The 19,130-nt window shown below is 46.4% G+C and carries 18 protein-coding genes; 16 read left to right on the top strand and 2 right to left on the bottom strand.

Features of this window, described 5'->3' with window-relative positions:
• Positions 1 to 41 precede the first annotated feature (41 nt).
• Complete coding sequence (locus HPC38_RS05150) at positions 42 to 1,046, bottom strand: TRAP transporter substrate-binding protein (RefSeq protein WP_208120222.1); 1,005 nt, start codon at positions 1,044 to 1,046, stop codon at positions 42 to 44.
• 276 nt (positions 1,047 to 1,322) lie between these two features.
• On the opposite strand from HPC38_RS05150, the gene mprA reads away from it, so the two are divergent.
• Genes mprA through HPC38_RS05135 form a run of 3 tightly spaced genes read left to right on the top strand, consistent with a single transcriptional unit; the run spans position 1,323 to position 4,593 of the window.
• Positions 1,323 to 1,817: a transcriptional repressor MprA gene (mprA, locus tag HPC38_RS05145; protein ID WP_208120221.1), complete on the top strand. Its 495-nt coding sequence runs from the start codon at positions 1,323 to 1,325 to the stop codon at positions 1,815 to 1,817.
• Positions 1,818 to 1,843: 26 nt separating this feature from the next.
• Positions 1,844 to 3,037, top strand: coding sequence for an EmrA/EmrK family multidrug efflux transporter periplasmic adaptor subunit (locus HPC38_RS05140; RefSeq protein ID WP_208120220.1), 1,194 nt, complete (start codon positions 1,844 to 1,846; stop codon positions 3,035 to 3,037).
• Positions 3,038 to 3,045: 8 nt separating this feature from the next.
• Positions 3,046 to 4,593: a DHA2 family efflux MFS transporter permease subunit gene (locus HPC38_RS05135; protein WP_208120219.1), complete on the top strand. Its 1,548-nt coding sequence runs from the start codon at positions 3,046 to 3,048 to the stop codon at positions 4,591 to 4,593.
• A 129-nt stretch (positions 4,594 to 4,722) separates the two neighbouring features.
• Here the strand turns inward: HPC38_RS05135 and aspA are convergent, their stop codons facing one another.
• Positions 4,723 to 6,141, bottom strand: a complete 1,419-nt coding sequence (aspA, locus tag HPC38_RS05130; protein WP_208120218.1) for an aspartate ammonia-lyase — start codon at positions 6,139 to 6,141, stop codon at positions 4,723 to 4,725.
• 174 nt (positions 6,142 to 6,315) lie between these two features.
• On the opposite strand from aspA, the gene HPC38_RS05125 reads away from it, so the two are divergent.
• From HPC38_RS05125 to glmS, 13 genes are all read left to right on the top strand, one after another.
• Positions 6,316 to 6,786, top strand: coding sequence for an FxsA family protein (locus HPC38_RS05125; RefSeq protein ID WP_208120217.1), 471 nt, complete (start codon positions 6,316 to 6,318; stop codon positions 6,784 to 6,786).
• A 104-nt stretch (positions 6,787 to 6,890) separates the two neighbouring features.
• Positions 6,891 to 7,181 carry a co-chaperone GroES gene (locus HPC38_RS05120; protein WP_208120216.1) on the top strand — a complete coding sequence of 97 codons (291 nt, stop codon included), beginning with the start codon at positions 6,891 to 6,893 and terminating at the stop codon, positions 7,179 to 7,181.
• Positions 7,182 to 7,214: 33 nt separating this feature from the next.
• Positions 7,215 to 8,858: a chaperonin GroEL gene (gene groL / locus HPC38_RS05115; protein ID WP_208120215.1), complete on the top strand. Its 1,644-nt coding sequence runs from the start codon at positions 7,215 to 7,217 to the stop codon at positions 8,856 to 8,858.
• A gap of 209 nt (positions 8,859 to 9,067) precedes the next feature.
• On the top strand, positions 9,068 to 9,565 hold the full coding sequence (locus HPC38_RS05110; protein WP_208120214.1) for a YbhB/YbcL family Raf kinase inhibitor-like protein: 498 nt from the start codon (positions 9,068 to 9,070) through the stop codon (positions 9,563 to 9,565).
• 113 nt (positions 9,566 to 9,678) lie between these two features.
• Complete coding sequence (gene glyQ / locus HPC38_RS05105) at positions 9,679 to 10,593, top strand: glycine--tRNA ligase subunit alpha (RefSeq protein WP_208120213.1); 915 nt, start codon at positions 9,679 to 9,681, stop codon at positions 10,591 to 10,593.
• Between the two features lie 139 nt (positions 10,594 to 10,732).
• A complete protein-coding gene (locus HPC38_RS05100) occupies positions 10,733 to 11,188 on the top strand; it encodes a hypothetical protein (RefSeq protein ID WP_208120212.1) in 456 nt (151 codons plus the stop codon).
• Positions 11,185 to 13,254: a glycine--tRNA ligase subunit beta gene (glyS, locus tag HPC38_RS05095; protein WP_208120211.1), complete on the top strand. Its 2,070-nt coding sequence runs from the start codon at positions 11,185 to 11,187 to the stop codon at positions 13,252 to 13,254. Before HPC38_RS05100 ends, glyS begins: the two co-directional genes overlap by 4 nt.
• A 61-nt stretch (positions 13,255 to 13,315) precedes the next feature.
• On the top strand, positions 13,316 to 14,107 hold the full coding sequence (gene nudC / locus HPC38_RS05090) for an NAD(+) diphosphatase (RefSeq protein WP_208120210.1): 792 nt from the start codon (positions 13,316 to 13,318) through the stop codon (positions 14,105 to 14,107).
• The gene (gene hemE, locus HPC38_RS05085; RefSeq protein WP_208120209.1) at positions 14,095 to 15,162 is read left to right on the top strand and encodes a uroporphyrinogen decarboxylase; all 1,068 of its coding nucleotides are present in this window, start codon (positions 14,095 to 14,097) and stop codon (positions 15,160 to 15,162) included. Before nudC ends, hemE begins: the two co-directional genes overlap by 13 nt.
• 3 nt (positions 15,163 to 15,165) lie before the next feature.
• Positions 15,166 to 15,753, top strand: a complete 588-nt coding sequence (locus HPC38_RS05080) for a YjaG family protein (RefSeq protein ID WP_208120208.1) — start codon at positions 15,166 to 15,168, stop codon at positions 15,751 to 15,753.
• 161 nt (positions 15,754 to 15,914) lie between these two features.
• Complete coding sequence (locus HPC38_RS05075; protein ID WP_208120207.1) at positions 15,915 to 16,190, top strand: HU family DNA-binding protein; 276 nt, start codon at positions 15,915 to 15,917, stop codon at positions 16,188 to 16,190.
• Between the two features lie 124 nt (positions 16,191 to 16,314).
• Entirely contained in the window at positions 16,315 to 17,055 is a 741-nt protein-coding gene (locus HPC38_RS05070) for a DeoR/GlpR family DNA-binding transcription regulator (RefSeq protein WP_208120206.1), read from the top strand.
• Positions 17,056 to 17,072: 17 nt separating this feature from the next.
• Entirely contained in the window at positions 17,073 to 18,905 is a 1,833-nt protein-coding gene (gene glmS / locus HPC38_RS05065; protein WP_208120205.1) for a glutamine--fructose-6-phosphate transaminase (isomerizing), read from the top strand.
• Positions 18,906 to 19,130 lie beyond the last annotated feature (225 nt).

Genomic DNA, 19,130 nt, shown 5'->3' with positions numbered 1-19,130 from the left:
GGTAGGATAAAGTGCGGTTGAACCGCACTTTTATAGTTGGATTATTTATTGTTTGATGCTTCCGCGGCTTGGATCAAATCAGCACCAATGGCACCTTCAAATTTTTTCCAAACTGGGCGCATGGCTTCACGCCATTCTTTACGTTGCTCTGGGGTGAGTATGATAATTTCACTGGTACCCGCTTCTTGGATACGTTTTTTATCCGCGAGGTTAAATTCGTGGGATTTTTGGTTCACACTGTCGCTGACGGTTTCCATGATTTCGCTCAAGCCCTTGCGCACATCGTCAGGCAAGCCGTCCCAGAATTTGGTATTGACGATAACCATGTAAGAGAGCAGCCCGTGGTTAGACTCGGTAATGTATTTTTGTACCTCGTTGATTTTTTGCGAATAGATGTTGGAATACGGGTTTTCCGCCCCGTTTACAACACCAGTTTGTAAGCCTTGATACATTTCACCAAAGGCCATTTTGCGTGGTACAGCGTGTAATTGTTTAAATTGTGCATCAAGGACATCTGAATTTTGTACACGGAATTTCAAGCCGCGTGCATCTTTTGGTACGATCAATTTTTTGTTAGCAGAAAGTTGTTTGAGATCGTTGTTCCAATAGCCAAGACCAGTAATGCCTTTGTCTTTCATACTTTCCAGCAAGCTTTTGCCTGCGTCGCTTTTTTCAAAGCGTTGCACCGCTTCAATGTCATCAAACAAGAATGGCAAATCGAATAATTGGATTTTAGGGGTGTATTTGTCAAATTTAGCTAGCGATGGCGCGAGCATTTGCACGTTGTTTAACAATAACGCTTCCATCTCTTTGCCGTCGCCGTAGAGTGAGGAGTTGGAATACACTTCAACTTTAACCTGACCTGGGAATTTTTCTTCGGCCATCTTTTTAAACAGTAATGCGCCTTGACCTTTTGGGGTTTCATCTGCTACTACGTGAGAAAATTTAATCACAATAGGTTCTGCGGCAAAGGCGTTTGAGGAAAATACAGCACCAAGTGCGGTTGCCGAAACGAGTACGCTAAGTAGATTTTTCTTCAATTTCATAAGGCGATCCTTTACGTTGATTTGATTAAAAGTTGCTTTTATTGCACCTATACAATAGCAATGGATAAATTTTAGTAAATTACCTTTTCTTGAAAAGTTGATCTTGTTCGCAAAAATTTAACAAGTTTTTCACTCTTTTGTGGTATTTGCGACATTTTTGAGCAGTGTTAGTGGAGTAGGTTAGGGATATATGAAAGATTATTTACTTTTATAGTAACTTTAGTTATTATTATGGCGTTTATAATTAAGTGCGTATTGATTGAAGGAGATACACCGATGATTAATTTTTCCGATATTGAGAATTCAATAAAACAGTGTGCTCAATCAGAAACGGATATGCCAATTGAAAAAGTCTTAACTATTCGCTTGATGATGCATACGGTTAATGGCTATTTAGAACACCGCAATAAATTGCTCAAACAATGGGGGCTGAATGACACCTTATTTATGGCGCTTGCAGTGCTGTTTACTCAGCCTGACTACACCATTCAACCCTCAAAATTAAGTGAAATTTTAGGTTCATCACGCACTAATGCCACCCGCATTTCAGATGATTTAGTGGAGCGCGGTTGGATTGAACGAGTGATGAGCTCAACCGATCGTCGCTGCTTTTTGCTTAAGCTCACCAAAGAGGGGCACGAATTTATTAATGCGCGCCTGCCAAAGCAGTGGGAGAACATTAATGCTGCCTTTAATGGGCTTAGTGCACAGGAAATTGAGCAGCTCTATGCTATTTTGCACAAGTTAGCCAATAACGTTGGCGTTGCATAATAACAACAATAATAAAAGGTACACTTATGTCAAACACTCATACCGCCTCTGAGCCAGCACAACAGGTACAGTTAGGCAAAACCAAAGCGAGTAAAAGCCGTAAACGTAAAAAAGCACTCAGCATTTTTGCGTTGGTGCTGATTGTGATTGCCATTGCAAGTTTTGCTTATTGGTTTTTCTTCCTCAAAGGCTATGAAGAAACTGAAGATGCCTATGTTAACGGTAATCAAGTGATGGTTTCCGCCCAAGTGCCAGGCAATATTGCCAGCATCAACTATGAAAATACCGATTATGTGGCCGCAGGTGATGTTCTGCTTACGTTAGACGACACCAATGCCAAACTTGCCTTTGAACAAGCCAAAGCAAACTTGGCTGGCGCTGTGCGCCAAATTGGTCAGCTTCGCCATCAAGTGTCACAACTTAAATCGATGGTTGAGGCCAAACAAATTGCTTATAACCAAGCGCAAGCTGATCTTGACCGCCGTGTGGCTTTGGGCAAAACGGGCGCGATTGCCAAAGAGGCATTGCAACATGCGAAAGATAATGCCACGGCCGCTCACGCAGGGCTGAAAGCTGCGCAAGATCAACTGGCGGCAACAAAAGCCCTTTTAGGCGAGAGCGATTTGCCCTCTCAACCGAGCGTGCAACAAGCGGCTGTGGCGCTGCGCAAAGCGTGGTTGGATTTGCAACGCACTCAAGTGATTGCCCCTGTCAGTGGTCATATCGCGCGCCGTAGCGCACAAGTGGGCGCCATGGCAGGCATGGGCACGCCACTTTTGGCCATTATTCCTAGCAAAGAAGTGTGGGTGGATGCTAACTTCAAAGAAACGCAACTGAAAGATATGCGCGTGGGGCAGAGTGTCAAACTCTATTTCGATATGTATGGCGATATTGAGTTTGATGGCCGCGTAGTCGGCATTGAGCCAGGTACCGGCAGCGCATTTTCCTTATTGCCAGCGCAAAATGCGACGGGGAACTGGATCAAAGTGGTGCAACGGGTGCCCGTGCGTATTGCGCTCGAGCCAGAGCAGATTGAAAAACACCCGCTGCGAATTGGCCTTTCTGCCAAAGTGGAGGTGCACACCGCTGAGCGCGAAGGTGACAATTTAGCTGCCGTCAGCTCAGGCGAACCGCTCTTTGCCACTGACACACTCAATTACAATCAGCAAGAGGCGGACGCGTTAATTCAACGCATCATTCGTGACAACGCACAGCAATAGGACACGGTATGCAAAAGACCTACCCGCCGCTTAAAGGTGGTGCATTGGTGGTGCTAACTTTAGCACTAGCTTTAGCCACGTTTATGCAGGTGCTTGACTCTACTATTGCGAACGTGGCAATTCCAACTATCGCAGGGGATCTTGGTGCCTCCATTAGTCAAGGCACTTGGGTGATCACCTCGTTTGGGGTGGCGAATGCGGTGGCAATTCCGATCACGGGTTGGCTGGCTAAACGCATCGGTGAAGTGCGGTTATTTTTATTTGCGACCGCACTTTTTGTGCTGTTCTCTTGGCTGTGTGGCATTTCCCACAGCCTTGGCATGCTAATTTTTTGCCGCATTATGCAAGGTCTAGCAGCTGGTCCCATCATTCCGCTGTCGCAAAGTTTGCTGCTAAATAACTATCCGCCAGAGCGCCGCGGTATGGCATTGGCGTTTTGGTCAATGACGGTGGTTGTTGCACCCATTTTTGGCCCAATTTTAGGCGGCTGGATCAGTGACAACCTCCACTGGGGTTGGATTTTCTTTATCAATGTACCTATTGGTCTTGCGGTGGTGGTGATGTCGTGGAAAACCATTGGCAAGCGCGAAAGCGAGATTGTGCAGCAACCTGTTGATGGCGTTGGGCTGGTGTTGTTGATCTTGGGTGTGGGCTGCTTGCAGCTGATGCTTGACCAAGGCCGTGAGCAAGATTGGTTTAACTCCACTGAAATTGTGGTGCTGACCATTATTTCTGTGATTGGTTTGACCGCACTTATCATCTGGGAGCTGACCGACGACAATCCCGTGGTGGACATTTCACTGTTTAAATCACGCAATTTCACCATTGGTTGTTTGAGCACCAGCTTGGCGTTTTTAGTTTATATTGGCTCGGTGGTGCTTATTCCATTGCTGCTGCAAAATGTGTTTGGTTACACCGCAACCTGGGCAGGATTGGCCGCAGCACCAGTTGGCATTTTGCCGATTTTGCTCTCGCCAATTATCGGCAAATACGGTGCTAAAATTGATATGCGGCTGTTGGTCACTTTGAGCTTTTTTGTCTATGCCGCGACGTTCTATTGGCGCGCCATAACTTTCGAACCGAACATGACTTTTATGGACGTGGCACTACCGCAATTTGTGCAAGGATTGGCGGTGGCGTGTTTCTTTATGCCACTAACGACGATAACCCTGTCTGAAATCCCGCCAGAAAAAATGGCCTCAGCGTCGAGTTTATTCAACTTTTTGCGGACGTTAGCCGGCTCAGTAGGTACATCGCTGACTACCTTTTTGTGGTATCGCCGTGAAGCACTGCATCATGCGCAGCTTACCGAGTTTATCTCACCGTATAACATCAACTCGCAGCTATTTTATGACCAAATGCACCAGCTTGGCATGAACGACACTCAAATTGGGATGTATCTCGCCCGCCTGATCACAGGTCAAGGTTTTATTCTCGGTGCTAACGAAGTATTTTGGCTCTCGGCACTCATCTTCTTGTCTTTATTTATCGTCATCTGGCTGGCCAAGCCCCCGTTCAGTCATGCAGGCCCCCCAAAGGTAAAGCAGCATAAATAAAAGTGCGGTTTGTGTCAGTAAAATGCTTCAGTGCGAATAAGACGGGCTAAATCCAATATTACTGGATTTAGCCCTTGAATGTACTCAATGTTTGGCGGTGCAAACCGCACTTTGGCTTAGGCGTTGAGACTATTCAACATCTTTCGCTTTGTAGGTTGGGTTCATTAAGTTTTCTGGTGATAGAATATCATCAAGTTGTTCTTCACTTAATAAGCCTTTTTCTAACACCACTTCACGCACGCTGCGGCCTGTTTGGGCGCAGATTTTACCAATTACATCGCCATTGTGGTGGCCAATGAATGGGTTGAGATAGGTGATGATGCCAATGGAGTTGAGTACATAGTTTTCGCACACTGCTTTGTTAACGGTGATGCCATCTACGCATTTATCGCGCAAATTCACGCAGGCATTCGCCAATAATGAAATGGTTTCAAACATGGCTTGCCCGATCACAGGTTCCATTACGTTGAGCTGTAATTGCCCTGCTTCAGCAGCGAAAGTGACGGTTAAATCATTGCCAAAGACTTTAAAACACACTTGGTTGACCACCTCTGGCACCACTGGGTTCACTTTGGCTGGCATGATAGATGAGCCTGCTTGCAATTCTGGCAGATTGATTTCATTCAAGCCTGCACGTGGGCCAGAGGAGAGTAAACGTAAGTCGTTGCAGACTTTCGACATTTTCACTGCGGTACGTTTCAGCGCGCCGTGCATCATCACATAAGCACCACAGTCGGAGGTGGCTTCAATTAAGTTTTTAGATGAAGTGCAAGGCAGGCCTGTCACTTCTGCCAAATAGCGAGTGGCAAGTGCTGGATAACCTTTTGGCGTGTTAACACCTGTTCCGATAGCGGTTGCGCCTAAATTCACTTCAAGTAGTAATTGCGCAGTGCGCTCAAGGTTGGCAATTTCTTCTTCTAACAACACGGAGAAGGCCTCAAATTCTTGTCCCACGCTCATTGGCACGGCATCTTGCAATTGGGTGCGTCCCATTTTCATTACATGGGCAAATTCTTTCGCTTTGTGTTCAAAACCTTCTTGCAGGTAGCGAATTTTTTCCACTAATTCTATTAATGAGGTGTACACCGCAATGCGGAACCCTGTTGGGTAGGCATCATTGGTGGATTGGCTGGCATTGACGTGATCCATTGGGTCGAGATATTGATACTCGCCTTTTTTATGACCTAAAATTTCTAACGCCAAGTTAGCCACCACTTCGTTGGTGTTCATATTCACAGATGTGCCCGCACCACCTTGATACACATCAGAGGGGAATTGATCAAGGCATTTACCTTCTTCAAGCACTTGATCACAGGCTTTAACAATTGCCTCGCCGACGGCTTTCGGGATGACTTTCAACTCCATATTAGCCTTGGCGGCAGCTTTTTTCACCATCACCATGCCACGCACAAAAGCTGGAATATCAGAAATTTTAGCACTCGAAATATTGAAATTTTCTACTGCACGCAAGGTGTGAATGCCCCAATAGACATCGGCTGGCACATCACGTTCACCTAACAAATCTTTTTCTTTTCTAAACGCTGTCATAACATCTCCTTTCATTGGTTTGTAACTCGTTGTGGTTACCATTTTACGCAAAATCGCGCCGAGATCATTCGACATTAATTTATTTTATACATTACTTTTTGTAATGTATTCTAGTCTTGAAAACCGCACTTTTACCCCCCACTTTACTTATATCGTTCTCTAAAGGAGCAAAGCATGCCATTTTTGATTTTTTTCGCGATTATCGCGCTTTATGTTTATCTTGAATTGACGTTGTTGGTGAGTATCGGCAGTGCCATTGGTGTGTTCCCACTGTTACTTTTGCTGGTGTTGTCTTCATTGGTGGGCTTATTTTTGATTCGTATGCGTGGCTGGTACACCATGATGAAACTGCAACAACAGTTGCGCGCAGGCGAAATTCCTTCTCGCAGTTTGTTTCAAGGCGCGATTTGGATCACTGCTGGCGTGTTATTTTTTATACCTGGTTTTTTAAGTGATATTGTTGCCATTTTACTGCTCTTACCTAGTACCAGTTTACTGCTTGAGCGCTGGCTGATTAAACGTGTGAAAGGCTTTCGCGTTTTCCAGCGTTTTGGACAATTTCAACAGGCTCAACGCCAAGATGATAACACCGTGTTTGAGGCGGAATATGCGAAAAAAGCCGATGATGGCCGCACTTTAAAATAATTTTTAATTTACCCCTTGAAACGCCAGCAACGCGCCCATATTAATGGGTGTATCAAATTAAACGCTTGGCGTTTTGTGTTTTTAACCTATGAAGGAGTTTTTACATGAATATTCGTCCATTACACGATCGCGTGATTATCAAACGTGAAGAAGTTGAAACAAAATCGGCTGGCGGCATTGTGCTGACAGGCTCTGCGGCAACCAAATCGACCCGTGGCAAAGTGCTGGCTGTAGGAAAAGGTCGCATTTTAGAAAATGGTCAAGTTCAACCTCTCGATGTAAAAGTTGGCGACACAGTGATTTTTAATGAAGGTTATGGCGTGAAAGCAGAAAAAATTGACGGTGAAGAAGTGTTAATTTTATCTGAAAATGATGTCCTTGCAATTGTAGAATAATGTAGCGAAAACGAAAAAGAAGGAATAACGATTATGGCAGCAAAAGACGTAAAATTCGGCAACGACGCACGTATTAAAATGTTAGACGGCGTGAATGTATTAGCCAACGCGGTAAAAGTCACCCTTGGACCAAAAGGTCGCAACGTAGTGTTAGATAAATCATTTGGAGCACCAACCATCACCAAAGACGGCGTTTCCGTTGCACGTGAAATCGAATTAGAAGATAAATTCGAAAATATGGGCGCACAAATGGTGAAAGAAGTGGCCTCTAAAGCTAACGACGCAGCAGGTGATGGCACCACCACCGCAACAGTGTTAGCGCAAGCGATTGTAACCGAAGGCTTAAAAGCGGTGGCTGCAGGCATGAACCCAATGGATCTCAAACGCGGCATCGACAAAGCGGTGAGTGCTGGCGTTGAAGAGTTGAAAAAACTGTCTGTGCCATGTGCGGACTCCAAAGCAATTGAGCAAGTGGGCACCATTTCGGCCAACTCTGACAACACCGTAGGTAAATTGATTGCTCAAGCCATGGATAAAGTGGGCAAAGAAGGTGTGATCACCGTTGAAGACGGCAGTGGCTTAGAAGATGAATTAAGTGTTGTAGAAGGTATGCAATTTGACCGTGGCTATCTTTCTCCTTATTTCATCAACAAGCCAGAAACAGGCAGCGTGGAGCTCGACAACCCATACATTTTGTTGGTGGATAAAAAAATCTCGAATATCCGTGAATTGTTGCCTGTATTGGAAGCTGTGGCAAAAGCAGGCAAACCGCTCTTTATCGTGGCAGAAGATGTTGAAGGCGAAGCTCTTGCAACATTAGTCGTTAATACTATGCGTGGCATCGTGAAAGTAGCAGCTGTTAAAGCTCCAGGCTTTGGTGATCGTCGTAAAGCGATGTTGCAAGATATTGCGATCTTAACCGCAGGTACTGTGATTTCAGAAGAAATCGGCATGGAACTCGACAAAGCAACTCTGGCTGAGCTTGGTCAAGCGAAACGTGTTGTGATCACGAAAGACAACACTACCATCATTGATGGTATTGGGGAACAAGAACAAATTAGTGCGCGTGTGACCCAAATTCGCCAACAAATCGAAGAGTCAACTTCCGATTACGATCGCGAAAAACTGCAAGAACGCGTTGCCAAACTGGCAGGCGGTGTTGCCGTGATCAAAGTGGGTGCTGCGACCGAAGTGGAAATGAAAGAGAAAAAAGCCCGCGTTGAAGACGCTCTGCACGCAACTCGCGCTGCGGTTGAAGAAGGCGTGGTTGCTGGTGGTGGTGTCGCACTTATCCGTGTTGCTAGCGAATTGGCGAACCTCACAGGCGATAATGAAGAGCAAAATGTTGGCATTAAATTGGCATTGCGCGCGATGGAAGCGCCACTTCGTCAAATCGTTACCAACGCAGGTGAAGAAGCCTCTGTTGTTGCTCGCAACGTGAAAGATGGCAAAGGCAATTACGGCTACAATGCAGCCACTGAAGAATACGGCGACATGGTTGAAATGGGTATCCTCGATCCAACCAAAGTAACCCGTTCAGCACTGCAATTTGCTGCTTCTATTGCTGGCTTAATGATCACCACTGAATGTATGGTAACTGAGCTGCCAAAAGCTGACGCACCAGACATGGGCGCTGCTGGCATGGGCGGCATGGGTGGAATGGGCGGTATGATGTAACCCCTTCCACATCAAAACATAAACAAAACCGCACTTTGACTTTAAAGTGCGGTTTTTTTATTTTCGACAAGGCCATTTCATACACCCCCATAGGGCGATTATCACAAGTAGTGGGCGTTACATCGCATGTGTAGGTTATTCAACCGCACTTTTATTTTTTGATCTCAATAAGTTATAATAAAGGCGAAGCTATCACAAAGGAGGCGTGTATGAAAATTACAAGTTCAGGCATTACAAACGGCGTGATTGATGACAAATACGGCAAGCGTGGTGCGCTTGTTAGTGAGTTTGGCATGCCAACCTGTTCGCTGCCATTGGAAATCAGTGACGCACCAGCAGGCACCAAATCATTTGCTATCGTATTGGAAGACAAAGACGCGGTGCCTGTGTGTGGCTACACGTGGATTCACTGGCTGGCAGCCAATGTGAAACGTGAAGTATTAGAAGAAAACGACAGCACTTCAGCGACCGATTATGTTCAAGGCACCAACAGTTGGTCGGGCAAAATTGCCAGCCAAGATCGTCTGCATTGCGCCTGTTATGGTGGCATGGCTCCGCCTGATCAAGCCCACCGCTATGAGCTTTATGTCTATGCGCTTGATTGCGAGTTAGAGCTTGAGTCTGGCTTTCATTTCAATGAGCTACATTTTGCTATGCAAGGGCATATTCTCGCCCAAGCCTACCTTGTTGGCACCTATGATGCCTAATCTTAACAGCAGCCCCATTGGGGCTGTTTTTTTATGATAAAACGTATTATTTCCCGCCATTTCACAGTATAATAACCCCATTTTATTTCATCGAATGCAAACGAGAACTGGCAATGAACAGCAAATTTAATGTAAAAACCTTTCAAGGTATGATTTTGGCCCTACAAGACTATTGGGGCGAGTTGGGATGCACCATCGTGCAGCCGCTGGATATGGAAGTGGGCGCGGGCACCTCGCATCCGATGACTTGCCTGCGCGCCTTGGGGCCTGAACCGATGGCAAGCGCCTATGTGCAGCCATCACGCCGCCCAACTGATGGCCGCTATGGCGAAAACCCAAACCGTTTGCAGCATTATTACCAATTCCAAGTGGTGCTCAAACCCTCACCAGACAACATTCAAGAACTCTATCTCGGCTCACTGAAAATGCTCGGCTTTGACCCAACTCAACACGACATCCGCTTTGTGGAAGACAACTGGGAAAACCCAACACTGGGCGCGTGGGGCTTAGGCTGGGAAGTGTGGCTCAACGGCATGGAAGTGACCCAATTTACCTACTTCCAACAAGTCGGCGGCTTGGAGTGCAAGCCTGTGACGGGCGAAATCACCTATGGGCTTGAGCGCTTAGCGATGTACATTCAAGGCGTGGACAGCGTCTATGACCTCGTGTGGTCCGACGGCGTGCTGGGCAAAACCACCTACGGCGATGTGTTCCACCAAAATGAAGTGGAGCAGTCCACCTACAACTTTGAATACGCCGACACCGATTTCCTCTTCCACTGTTTTGAACAATATGAAAAAGAAGCCAAAGCGCTATTGGATCTGGAAAAACCGCTGCCACTACCCGCTTATGAACGCATTTTGAAAGCGGCGCACAGTTTTAACTTGCTTGACGCCCGCAAAGCCATCTCCGTGACCGAACGTCAACGCTACATCCTACGCATCCGCGCGCTGACAAAAGGTGTCGCCGAAGCCTACTACGCCAGCCGCGAAGCGCTTGGCTTCCCGATGTGTGGGAAATATAAATAATTAGAGCATAATGTTGGATTTGGATAACTTTCGAGAAGATACTTGCTAGTTAGTAACGAAAAGACTAAATAAGAAAAATATTACTGATCTGGCAGATGAAATCCTCGGTAGACATAAGATTTTAATATCTGGAGGCATTATGAATAAAAATAATGTTGGGAATATTTCTAATGTTACTAATTCTACTATTGTTATCGGTGATGATAATCAAACAAATATCACGATAACAATAGATAGTCTTTTTTTAGAAGGTAAGGAAATTATAAAAAACTTTAAGGAAGAGCAAAAAGATAAGAAGAATAAACTCATAAAAAAGTGTGGCAATACTTTAATTTTATTTGTGTTTTTGTTTTTTGTCTCTTGGTTTTTTTGTAGTGTCTTATCTATGTTTGTAGATATGGCAAAACTTACTATGATTTTGAGTATTATGGGTGTGATATCAACAATATATTCTTATTTAAGTAATTTAGATAAAGATAATCAAACACAGGAAGATTATCGTAATAGACTTAGAGATATAATAAGAATACTGAATTATCATAGACAAGGTGATTTGGCTTCAAAGTTGATGAGTGAATTTGAGAGAAAAAAATGACAACACAAAATTTTTTAGTTGAAATCGGCACGGAAGAGTTGCCACCGAAGGCGTTGAAATCGTTAGGATTGGCGTTTGCGGATAATGTTAAGACGGAGCTTGAGCAAGCGGGTTTGAGCTTTGAGAATGTAGAATGGTTTGCTGCACCGCGGCGTTTGGCGGTGAAAGTGAACGCACTTTTAACCGAGCAGCCGAGCAAAGAAATTGAAAAACGCGGCCCTGCGATTGCATCGGCGTTTGATGCTGATGGAAAACCGACCAAAGCGGCACTGGGCTGGGCGCGTGGTTGTGGTATTGAGATTGACCAAGCCGAGCGCCTGAAAACCGACAAAGGCGAGTGGCTGTTTTATCGCAGCGTGGAAGCAGGCAAGCAAACCAAAGCACTGCTGGCCGACATGGTAGCCAATGCGCTCTCTAAATTGCCGATTCCGAAACCGATGCGTTGGGGCGATAAAACGGTGCAATTTATCCGCCCTGTGCACACTGTGACGATGCTCTTTGGCGATGAGCTGATTGCAGGCGAGATTTTAGGTGTGAAATCCGACCGCACTTTACGCGGCCATCGCTTTATGGGCGAGCGCGAATTGCACATTGACAACGCAGATCAATATCCTGATATTTTGCTAGAAAAAGGCATGGTCGTCGCTGATTTTGAAACCCGCAAAAACAAAATTCGCCAAGACGCAGAAAAAGCCGCAGCTAAGCTCGGTGGCGTGGCAGACATTGAAGAAGATTTGCTCGATGAAGTCGCCTCTTTAGTGGAATACCCCGTGGTGCTGACCGCCAAATTTGAAGAGCGCTTTTTGGCCGTGCCAGCAGAAGCATTGGTTTACACCATGAAAGGTGACCAAAAATACTTTCCTATTTACGATGAAAACGGCAAATTGCTACCGCACTTTATCTTTGTTTCCAACATCAATCCAGACGATCCAAGCAAGATTATTGAAGGCAATGAAAAAGTGGTGCGCCCGCGTTTATCCGACGCCGAATTTTTCTTCAAAACCGATTTGAAACAAAAATTGGTAGATAACTTGCCACGCCTTGAAACCGTATTATTCCAAAAAGAGCTTGGCACGTTGCGTGAAAAAACCGCACGCATTGAAAAGCTTAGCGGTATCATCGCCGAACAGATTGGCGCGGATAAAACCAAAGCCGAGCGCGCAGGCTTGCTCTCAAAATGTGATTTGATGACCAACATGGTGTTTGAATTTACCGATACCCAAGGTGTGATGGGCATGCACTACGCCCGCCACGACGGTGAAGACGAAGGCGTGGCTGTTGCATTGAATGAGCAATATATGCCACGCTTTGCAGGCGACGAGCTGCCGAAAAGTGCGGTGGCGTGCTGTGTGGCGTTGGCGGATAAAATCGACACCCTCACGGGCATTTTCGGCATCGGTCAACACCCGAAAGGGGATAAAGACCCATTTGCGCTACGTCGCGCTGCGCTAGGTGTGTTACGCATTATTGTAGAGAAAAAGCTACCACTGGATTTACAAACTTTGGTTGAACGTGCGGTCGCGCTATATGGCGATAAACTCAGCAATAAAAATGTGGTCTCCGATGTGGTTGACTTCATGCTTGGGCGTTTCCGCGCCTGGTATCAAGACGAAGGCTTTGGCATTGATGTGATTCAAGCGGTGCTAGCGCGCCGCCCAACACGGCCAGCCGATTTTGATGCGCGCGTGAAAGCCGTTTCCCACTTCCGCCGCCTGCCACAGGCCGAGGCGTTGGCAGCGGCGAACAAGCGGGTGTCGAATATTTTGGCAAAAGTTGACGGCGAAGTGCCAAGTCATATCGACCGCACTTTATGTGTGGAAGCGGCGGAAAAAGCGCTGGCAGATGATGTGTTGCGCTTAAATACCGAATTGCAGCCGTTGTTTGCTGCAGGCGAATATCAACGCGCGCTGGAGCAACTCAGTGGCCTGCAAGAAAGTGTGGACGCTTTCTTTGAAAACGTGATGGTCAACTGCGACGACGAGAAACTGCGCAACAACCGTTTAGCAATTTTGTTCAATTTGCGTGAGCTGTTCTTGCACATTGCAGACATTTCGCTGTTGCAATAACGGCACGGGAGATAAGCCGTTTTATTGCAAAATAAAGCGGCTTTTTTATGGGGGAAGCACCATGCACACGATCGCACCTGAACAACGCAGCTATTACCTGATTGTGCAAGGCTCAAGCCTCTATTTGCCACATGATGAATTGCCCTTTGGGCAGGCGAGCGAGTTGGGGCTGGCGGGGCTAACAGGGTTGGTGATCGGTCAGCATCACGATAAGCCGCTTACGCTGGTGCTGGATTGTGCTGACCGCACTTTTGAGTTTACCTCGTTGCGCGCCTGCCTTGGCTGGGATGAGGCGCTGTTTAATGTGCTTAATCGTGGTGTGAGTTTGCACCATTTTTACCAAACACACCGTTTTTGCGCTAAGTGCGGTGCGCCAACGCGCATTATGCAACCGCAGGAAAGTGCGGTGGAATGCACAAAGTGCGGTCATCATACCTACCCGATTTTGTGCCCAAGTATTATTGTGGCGGTGCGCCGCGGCAAGCAGATTTTGCTCGCCAACCACCTGCGCCATAAAAACGAAAAAATGTACACCGTGCTCGCCGGCTTCGTTGAGCCAGGCGAAAGCCTTGAGCAAACCGTGGCGCGGGAAGTGTTGGAAGAAACGGCGATCCGAGTTAAAAATATCCACTATGTGGGCAGCCAACCGTGGGCATTTCCCAACTCGTTGATGATCGGCTTTTTGGCAGATTATGAAAGTGGCGAGATTGGCATTCAAGAAAATGAGCTTGCCGATGCGCAGTGGTTTGACCTTGACCGCACTTTGCCACAATTGCCGCCGGCGGGCACGATTGCGCGCAAACTGATTGCCATGACAGAACAACTATATAAGGACGAACAATGTCAGAATTAAAAAACGACCGCTATTTGCGCGCGCTGTTGCGTGAGCCTGTGGATGCCACGCCGATTTGGATGATGCGTCAAGCGGGGCGTTATTTGCCAGAATACAAACAAACCCGCGCGCAGGCGGGCGATTTTATGTCGCTGTGCCGCAACGCTGAGATGGCTTGTGAAGTGACGTTGCAGCCGTTGCGCCGCTATGATTTAGATGCGGCGATTTTGTTTTCTGATATTCTCACCATTCCTGATGCGATGGGGCTGGGGCTGAGCTTTGGCGCGGGCGAAGGGCCGAAATTTGCCCACCCAATTGCATTAAGTCGTGATGTGCAAAATTTGCCAATCCCAGATCCTGAAGGGGAGTTGCAATATGTGATGAATGCTGTGCGTACCATTCATAAAGCGTTGGACGGACAAGTGCCATTAATTGGCTTTTCTGGCAGCCCGTGGACGCTGGCCACCTATATGGTTGAAGGGGGCACGAGCAAGGCGTTTACCAAAATCAAAAAAATGCTATACAGCGAACCGCAGTTATTGCATCAATTGCTCGACAAGCTCGCCAAGAGCGTGACGCTTTATCTCAATGCACAAATTGCCGCAGGTGCGCAGGCGGTGATGGTATTCGACACTTGGGGCGGCGTGTTGGCGCACCGTGAGTATCGTGAATTTTCGTTGCACTATATGCACCAAATTGTCGACGGCCTCACACGCATGGCGCGCAATCGTCGCGTGCCGATTACGCTGTTTACCAAAGGTGGCGGCTTGTGGCTGGAGGCGATTGCAGATACAGGCTGCGATGCAATTGGGCTGGATTGGACGGTGGATATTGCGCAAGCGCGCGCACGCGTGGGCGACAAAGTGGCGTTGCAAGGCAATTTAGACCCGAGTGTGCTTTACGGCTCAAAAGCCAGAATTGAAAGTGCGGTCGCAGATATTTTGCACGATTATGGCACAGGCTCAGGGCATGTGTTTAATCTTGGGCACGGCATTCATCAAGATGTGCCGGTGGAAAGCCCGAAAATTTTGGTTGATGCCGTGCATCAGCTGTCAAAACCGTATCATCAAGGATAATTTATGCGAAACCCGATTCACAAACGCCTAGAGCGCTTTGAAAGTTGGCAACATCTTGCCTTTATGACCGCACTTTGCGAGCGCATGCAGCCTAATTTTGCCCTTTTTTGGCAGCTGCATGAGCAGGATTATGGGCGTATTTATCACAATATTCTCAATCTCGTGTGGGAATATTTGACCGTTAAGGGCGCAAAGATCAATTTTGAAAGCCAGCTTGAAAAATTTGAAGATCTGATTCCGAATGTAAATGAATTTGATGAATACGGCGTATTTCCTGCTGTGGATGCGGCTCAAGCGTTATCTGAGCTGTTGCATGCCTTGATTTCAGGCGAAATGTTATCCCAATCAATTTTGGTGAGCCAGCTTTCATTGAAAACGGTGTCTGAACTGTTAGAAGCAGAGCAAGATCGCACATTAAATGAACAAGAATTGAAAGCCTGTGAGGAAATTGAACAGGAATTAGATGTTCAATGGTCTATCTATCGCGCCTTGAATGACGCCGAAGAACGGGATTTGGAACTACTCAATAGCTTAAAAAATGAGCTAAGAACGAGTGGTGTGAGTAATATTGGTATAAAAATTGACCGTTAAATGTGACTTCTCGCATATTTTGCGCATTTAATGCTTTTCATATCCAGTGCTTTGGATTAATCTTATATGGACTGTTTTTCAACAGATCTTGAACCAACGAAATTGATTATTCAATTGATACAAAAGTTATTTTAAACACTAATAAATGAGGGTTATTAATTATGAATAAAGCAGAATTAATTGATGCGATTGCAGCAGCTGCTGACTTGAACAAAAAACAAGCAAAAGCTGCTTTGGAAGCCACTTTAGAAGCGGTAACCAAAAGCCTGAAAAAAGGTGAGCCAGTACAATTGATCGGCTTTGGTACATTCAAAGTGAATGAACGTAAAGCTCGCACTGGTCGCAATCCACAAACTGGTAAAGAGATTAAAATCCCTGCAGCCAAAGTGCCTTCTTTCGTATCAGGTAAAGCACTGAAAGACGCTGTCAAAAAATAATTTTTGTTAGTTGTAAAAAGCCCTCGCGATGCGGGGGTTTTTTTATGGACGCAAAAGTGCGGTTGACTTTTGATTGTGTTTCGAATATAGTTTCGAACCGAAATTTAAAAACGATAGGTTCAACATGGCAACACAAGAGAGACGTGAAAGCATTCTTCAGCTGGCAATGCAACAAGGACAGGTGCAAGTAGAACAGCTTGTCACGCGTTTTGGCGTCTCTGAGGTGACTATCCGTAAGGACTTGACCGCACTTGAACAGCGTGGACAGTTAGTGCGCTGTTATGGTGGTGCAAAATTGTTGCCTGAAACGGAGAACGCACCGCACTTTTCACCGAGTCAGCAGCGCATTGCGAAAGCGGCAGCCGCATTAGTTGGCACCAATCAGCGGGTGATTATTGACTCTGGTTCCACCACCGCAGCATTGATCTCCGCACTGGAGCCTAAAAAAGGCTTGGTAGTGATGACAAATTCTTTAGATGTGGCCAATCAAATTCGAACACTGTCGAATGAGCCAACACTGTTAATGACAGGCGGTACATGGGATGTACGTTCGGATTCTTTTCAAGGCGTGATCGCTGAACAGGCCATTCGCTCTTATGACTTTGATTGGCTGTTTACGGGTGCAGATGGCATTGATGAGCGCGGCACGACAACGTTTAATGAAGTTGTGGGGTTGACTCAAGTGATGGCCAGTGCGGCACAAAAAGTGGTGGTGCTGGTGCAAGCACAAAAATTCGGGCGCAAAATGCCTAATCTTGAACTCAATTGGCAGCAGATCGATATTGTGATCACCGATAGTGATGTGCCTGCGAAAGTGCGGTCAGCTATCGAACAACATTCAGTACAACTGATTATTGCAAATTAACAACCAAAGGACATTTTATGTGTGGAATTGTAGGCGCTGTGGCACAGCGTGATGTGGCAGAAATTTTAATCGAAGGGCTTCACCGCCTAGAATACCGCGGTTATGACTCCGCAGGGGTGGCAGTGGTTGACCTTCAACACAATCTCCAGCGCGTACGCTGCTTAGGCAAAGTAAAAGCGCTTGATGAAGCGGTGGCGAAAAATCCTTTGATTGGGGGCACGGGCATCGCACACACCCGTTGGGCCACCCATGGCGAGCCGAGCGAACGCAATGCGCACCCGCATGTGTCAGGTGATATTGTGGTGGTACACAACGGCATTATAGAAAATCATGATGTGTTGCGCAAAGCGTTACAAGAACGCGGTTATGAATTTCAATCTCAAACCGATACAGAAGTTATTGCCCACCTCGTGGAATGGGAATACCGCAGTGCTGATACTCTCTTAAGTGCAGTACAAAGTGCGGTCAAGCAGCTGGAAGGTGCTTACGGCATGGTGGTGATGGACAAAAATGAGCCAGAGCATCTGATTGCGGCGCGTTCAGGCAGCCCTCTGGTGATCGGACTTGGGTTGGGTGAAAACTTTTTAGCCTCAGATCAACTGGCGCTGCTGAGTGTCACGCGTCGCTTTATGTTCTTAGAAGAAGGCGATATTGCAGAAATCACCCGTCGCACTATCGATATCTACAATACCGATGGTGAAAAAGTGGAACGCGCTGTGCATGATTCTAACCTTGAAAATGACGCAGCCGACAAAGGTAAATTCCGCCACTATATGCAAAAAGAGATTTATGAACAGCCATCCGCTATCATTAACACCCTAGAAGGGCGCATTTCAGGCAACTCAGTGGTGATTGATGCCATCGGTAACGGCGCACGCAACATTTTAGAAAAAGTCGAACATATTCAAATTGTTGCCTGTGGCACCAGTTATAACGCAGGCATGGTGGCACGCTATTGGTTTGAGTCTTTAGCAGGTGTTGGCTGCGATGTGGAGATCGCCTCAGAATTCCGCTACCGCACTTTTGTCACGCGCCCAAATAGCTTACTGATTACCCTTTCACAATCAGGGGAAACCGCCGACACTTTGGCCGCCTTGCGCTTGGCGAAAGAAAAAGGCTACATGAGCGCGATGACGATTTGTAACGTACCAGGCTCTTCGTTAGTGCGCGAAAGCGACTTGGCGTTTATGACGCGCGCAGGTGTTGAGATTGGGGTTGCATCGACCAAAGCCTTCACTACTCAACTTGTCACGCTACTATTGTTGGTGGCCGCGGTGGGTAAATTAAAAGGCAACTTGAATGAGGCACAAGAGCAACGCATTGTCAAAGCACTACAAAGTTTGCCAGCAAAAATTGAACAAGCGCTGACATTCGACAGCACCATTGAGCAGCTTTCAGAAGATTTCGCTGAAAAACACCACACCCTTTTCTTAGGCCGTGGCGAATATTACCCAATTGCGTTGGAAAGTGCGCTAAAACTCAAAGAAATTTCCTATATTCACGCAGAGGCCTATGCGGCAGGTGAACTTAAACATGGGCCATTGGCATTGATTGATGCGGATATGCCAGTTGTCGTGGTGGCGCCAAACAATGATTTGTTAGAAAAACTCAAATCTAACATTGAGGAAGTGCGCGCCCGTGGTGGGCAACTTTATGTGTTCGCCGATGAAAAAGCAGGTTTTGAATCCACCTCGGATATGAAAATTATTGCCATGCCAACCGTCGATGAAGTGGTGGCTCCGATTTATTATACTATTCCGATGCAGTTGCTGAGCTATCACGTTGCGCTTATTAAAGGCACCGACGTGGATCAGCCTCGCAACCTTGCCAAAGCGGTCACGGTGGAATAATCAATCTATCAAATGAATCCCAAGTGATCGCACTTGGGATTTTTTGCGAAACAACACCAATTTGGTGGTTTAATAATCATTTAAAAATCAAAACGACATTTTTTTGCAAAAAAGCCTTGCAAGGGAGAAAAAATTGCCTATAATACGCCTCCACAACGACACGCTATCGTGGAGAGTTAAAGTGCGGTGGCAAGGTGTCGTTTTTTGTTCTTTAACAAAATATCA

The sequence above is a fragment of the Spirabiliibacterium pneumoniae genome, assembly GCF_014884995.1.
In the GTDB taxonomy this organism is placed as follows: domain Bacteria; phylum Pseudomonadota; class Gammaproteobacteria; order Enterobacterales; family Pasteurellaceae; genus Spirabiliibacterium; species Spirabiliibacterium pneumoniae.
The sequence above is the reverse complement of the archived record's forward strand: the minus strand, read 5'-3'. Positions and strand labels throughout refer to the sequence as shown.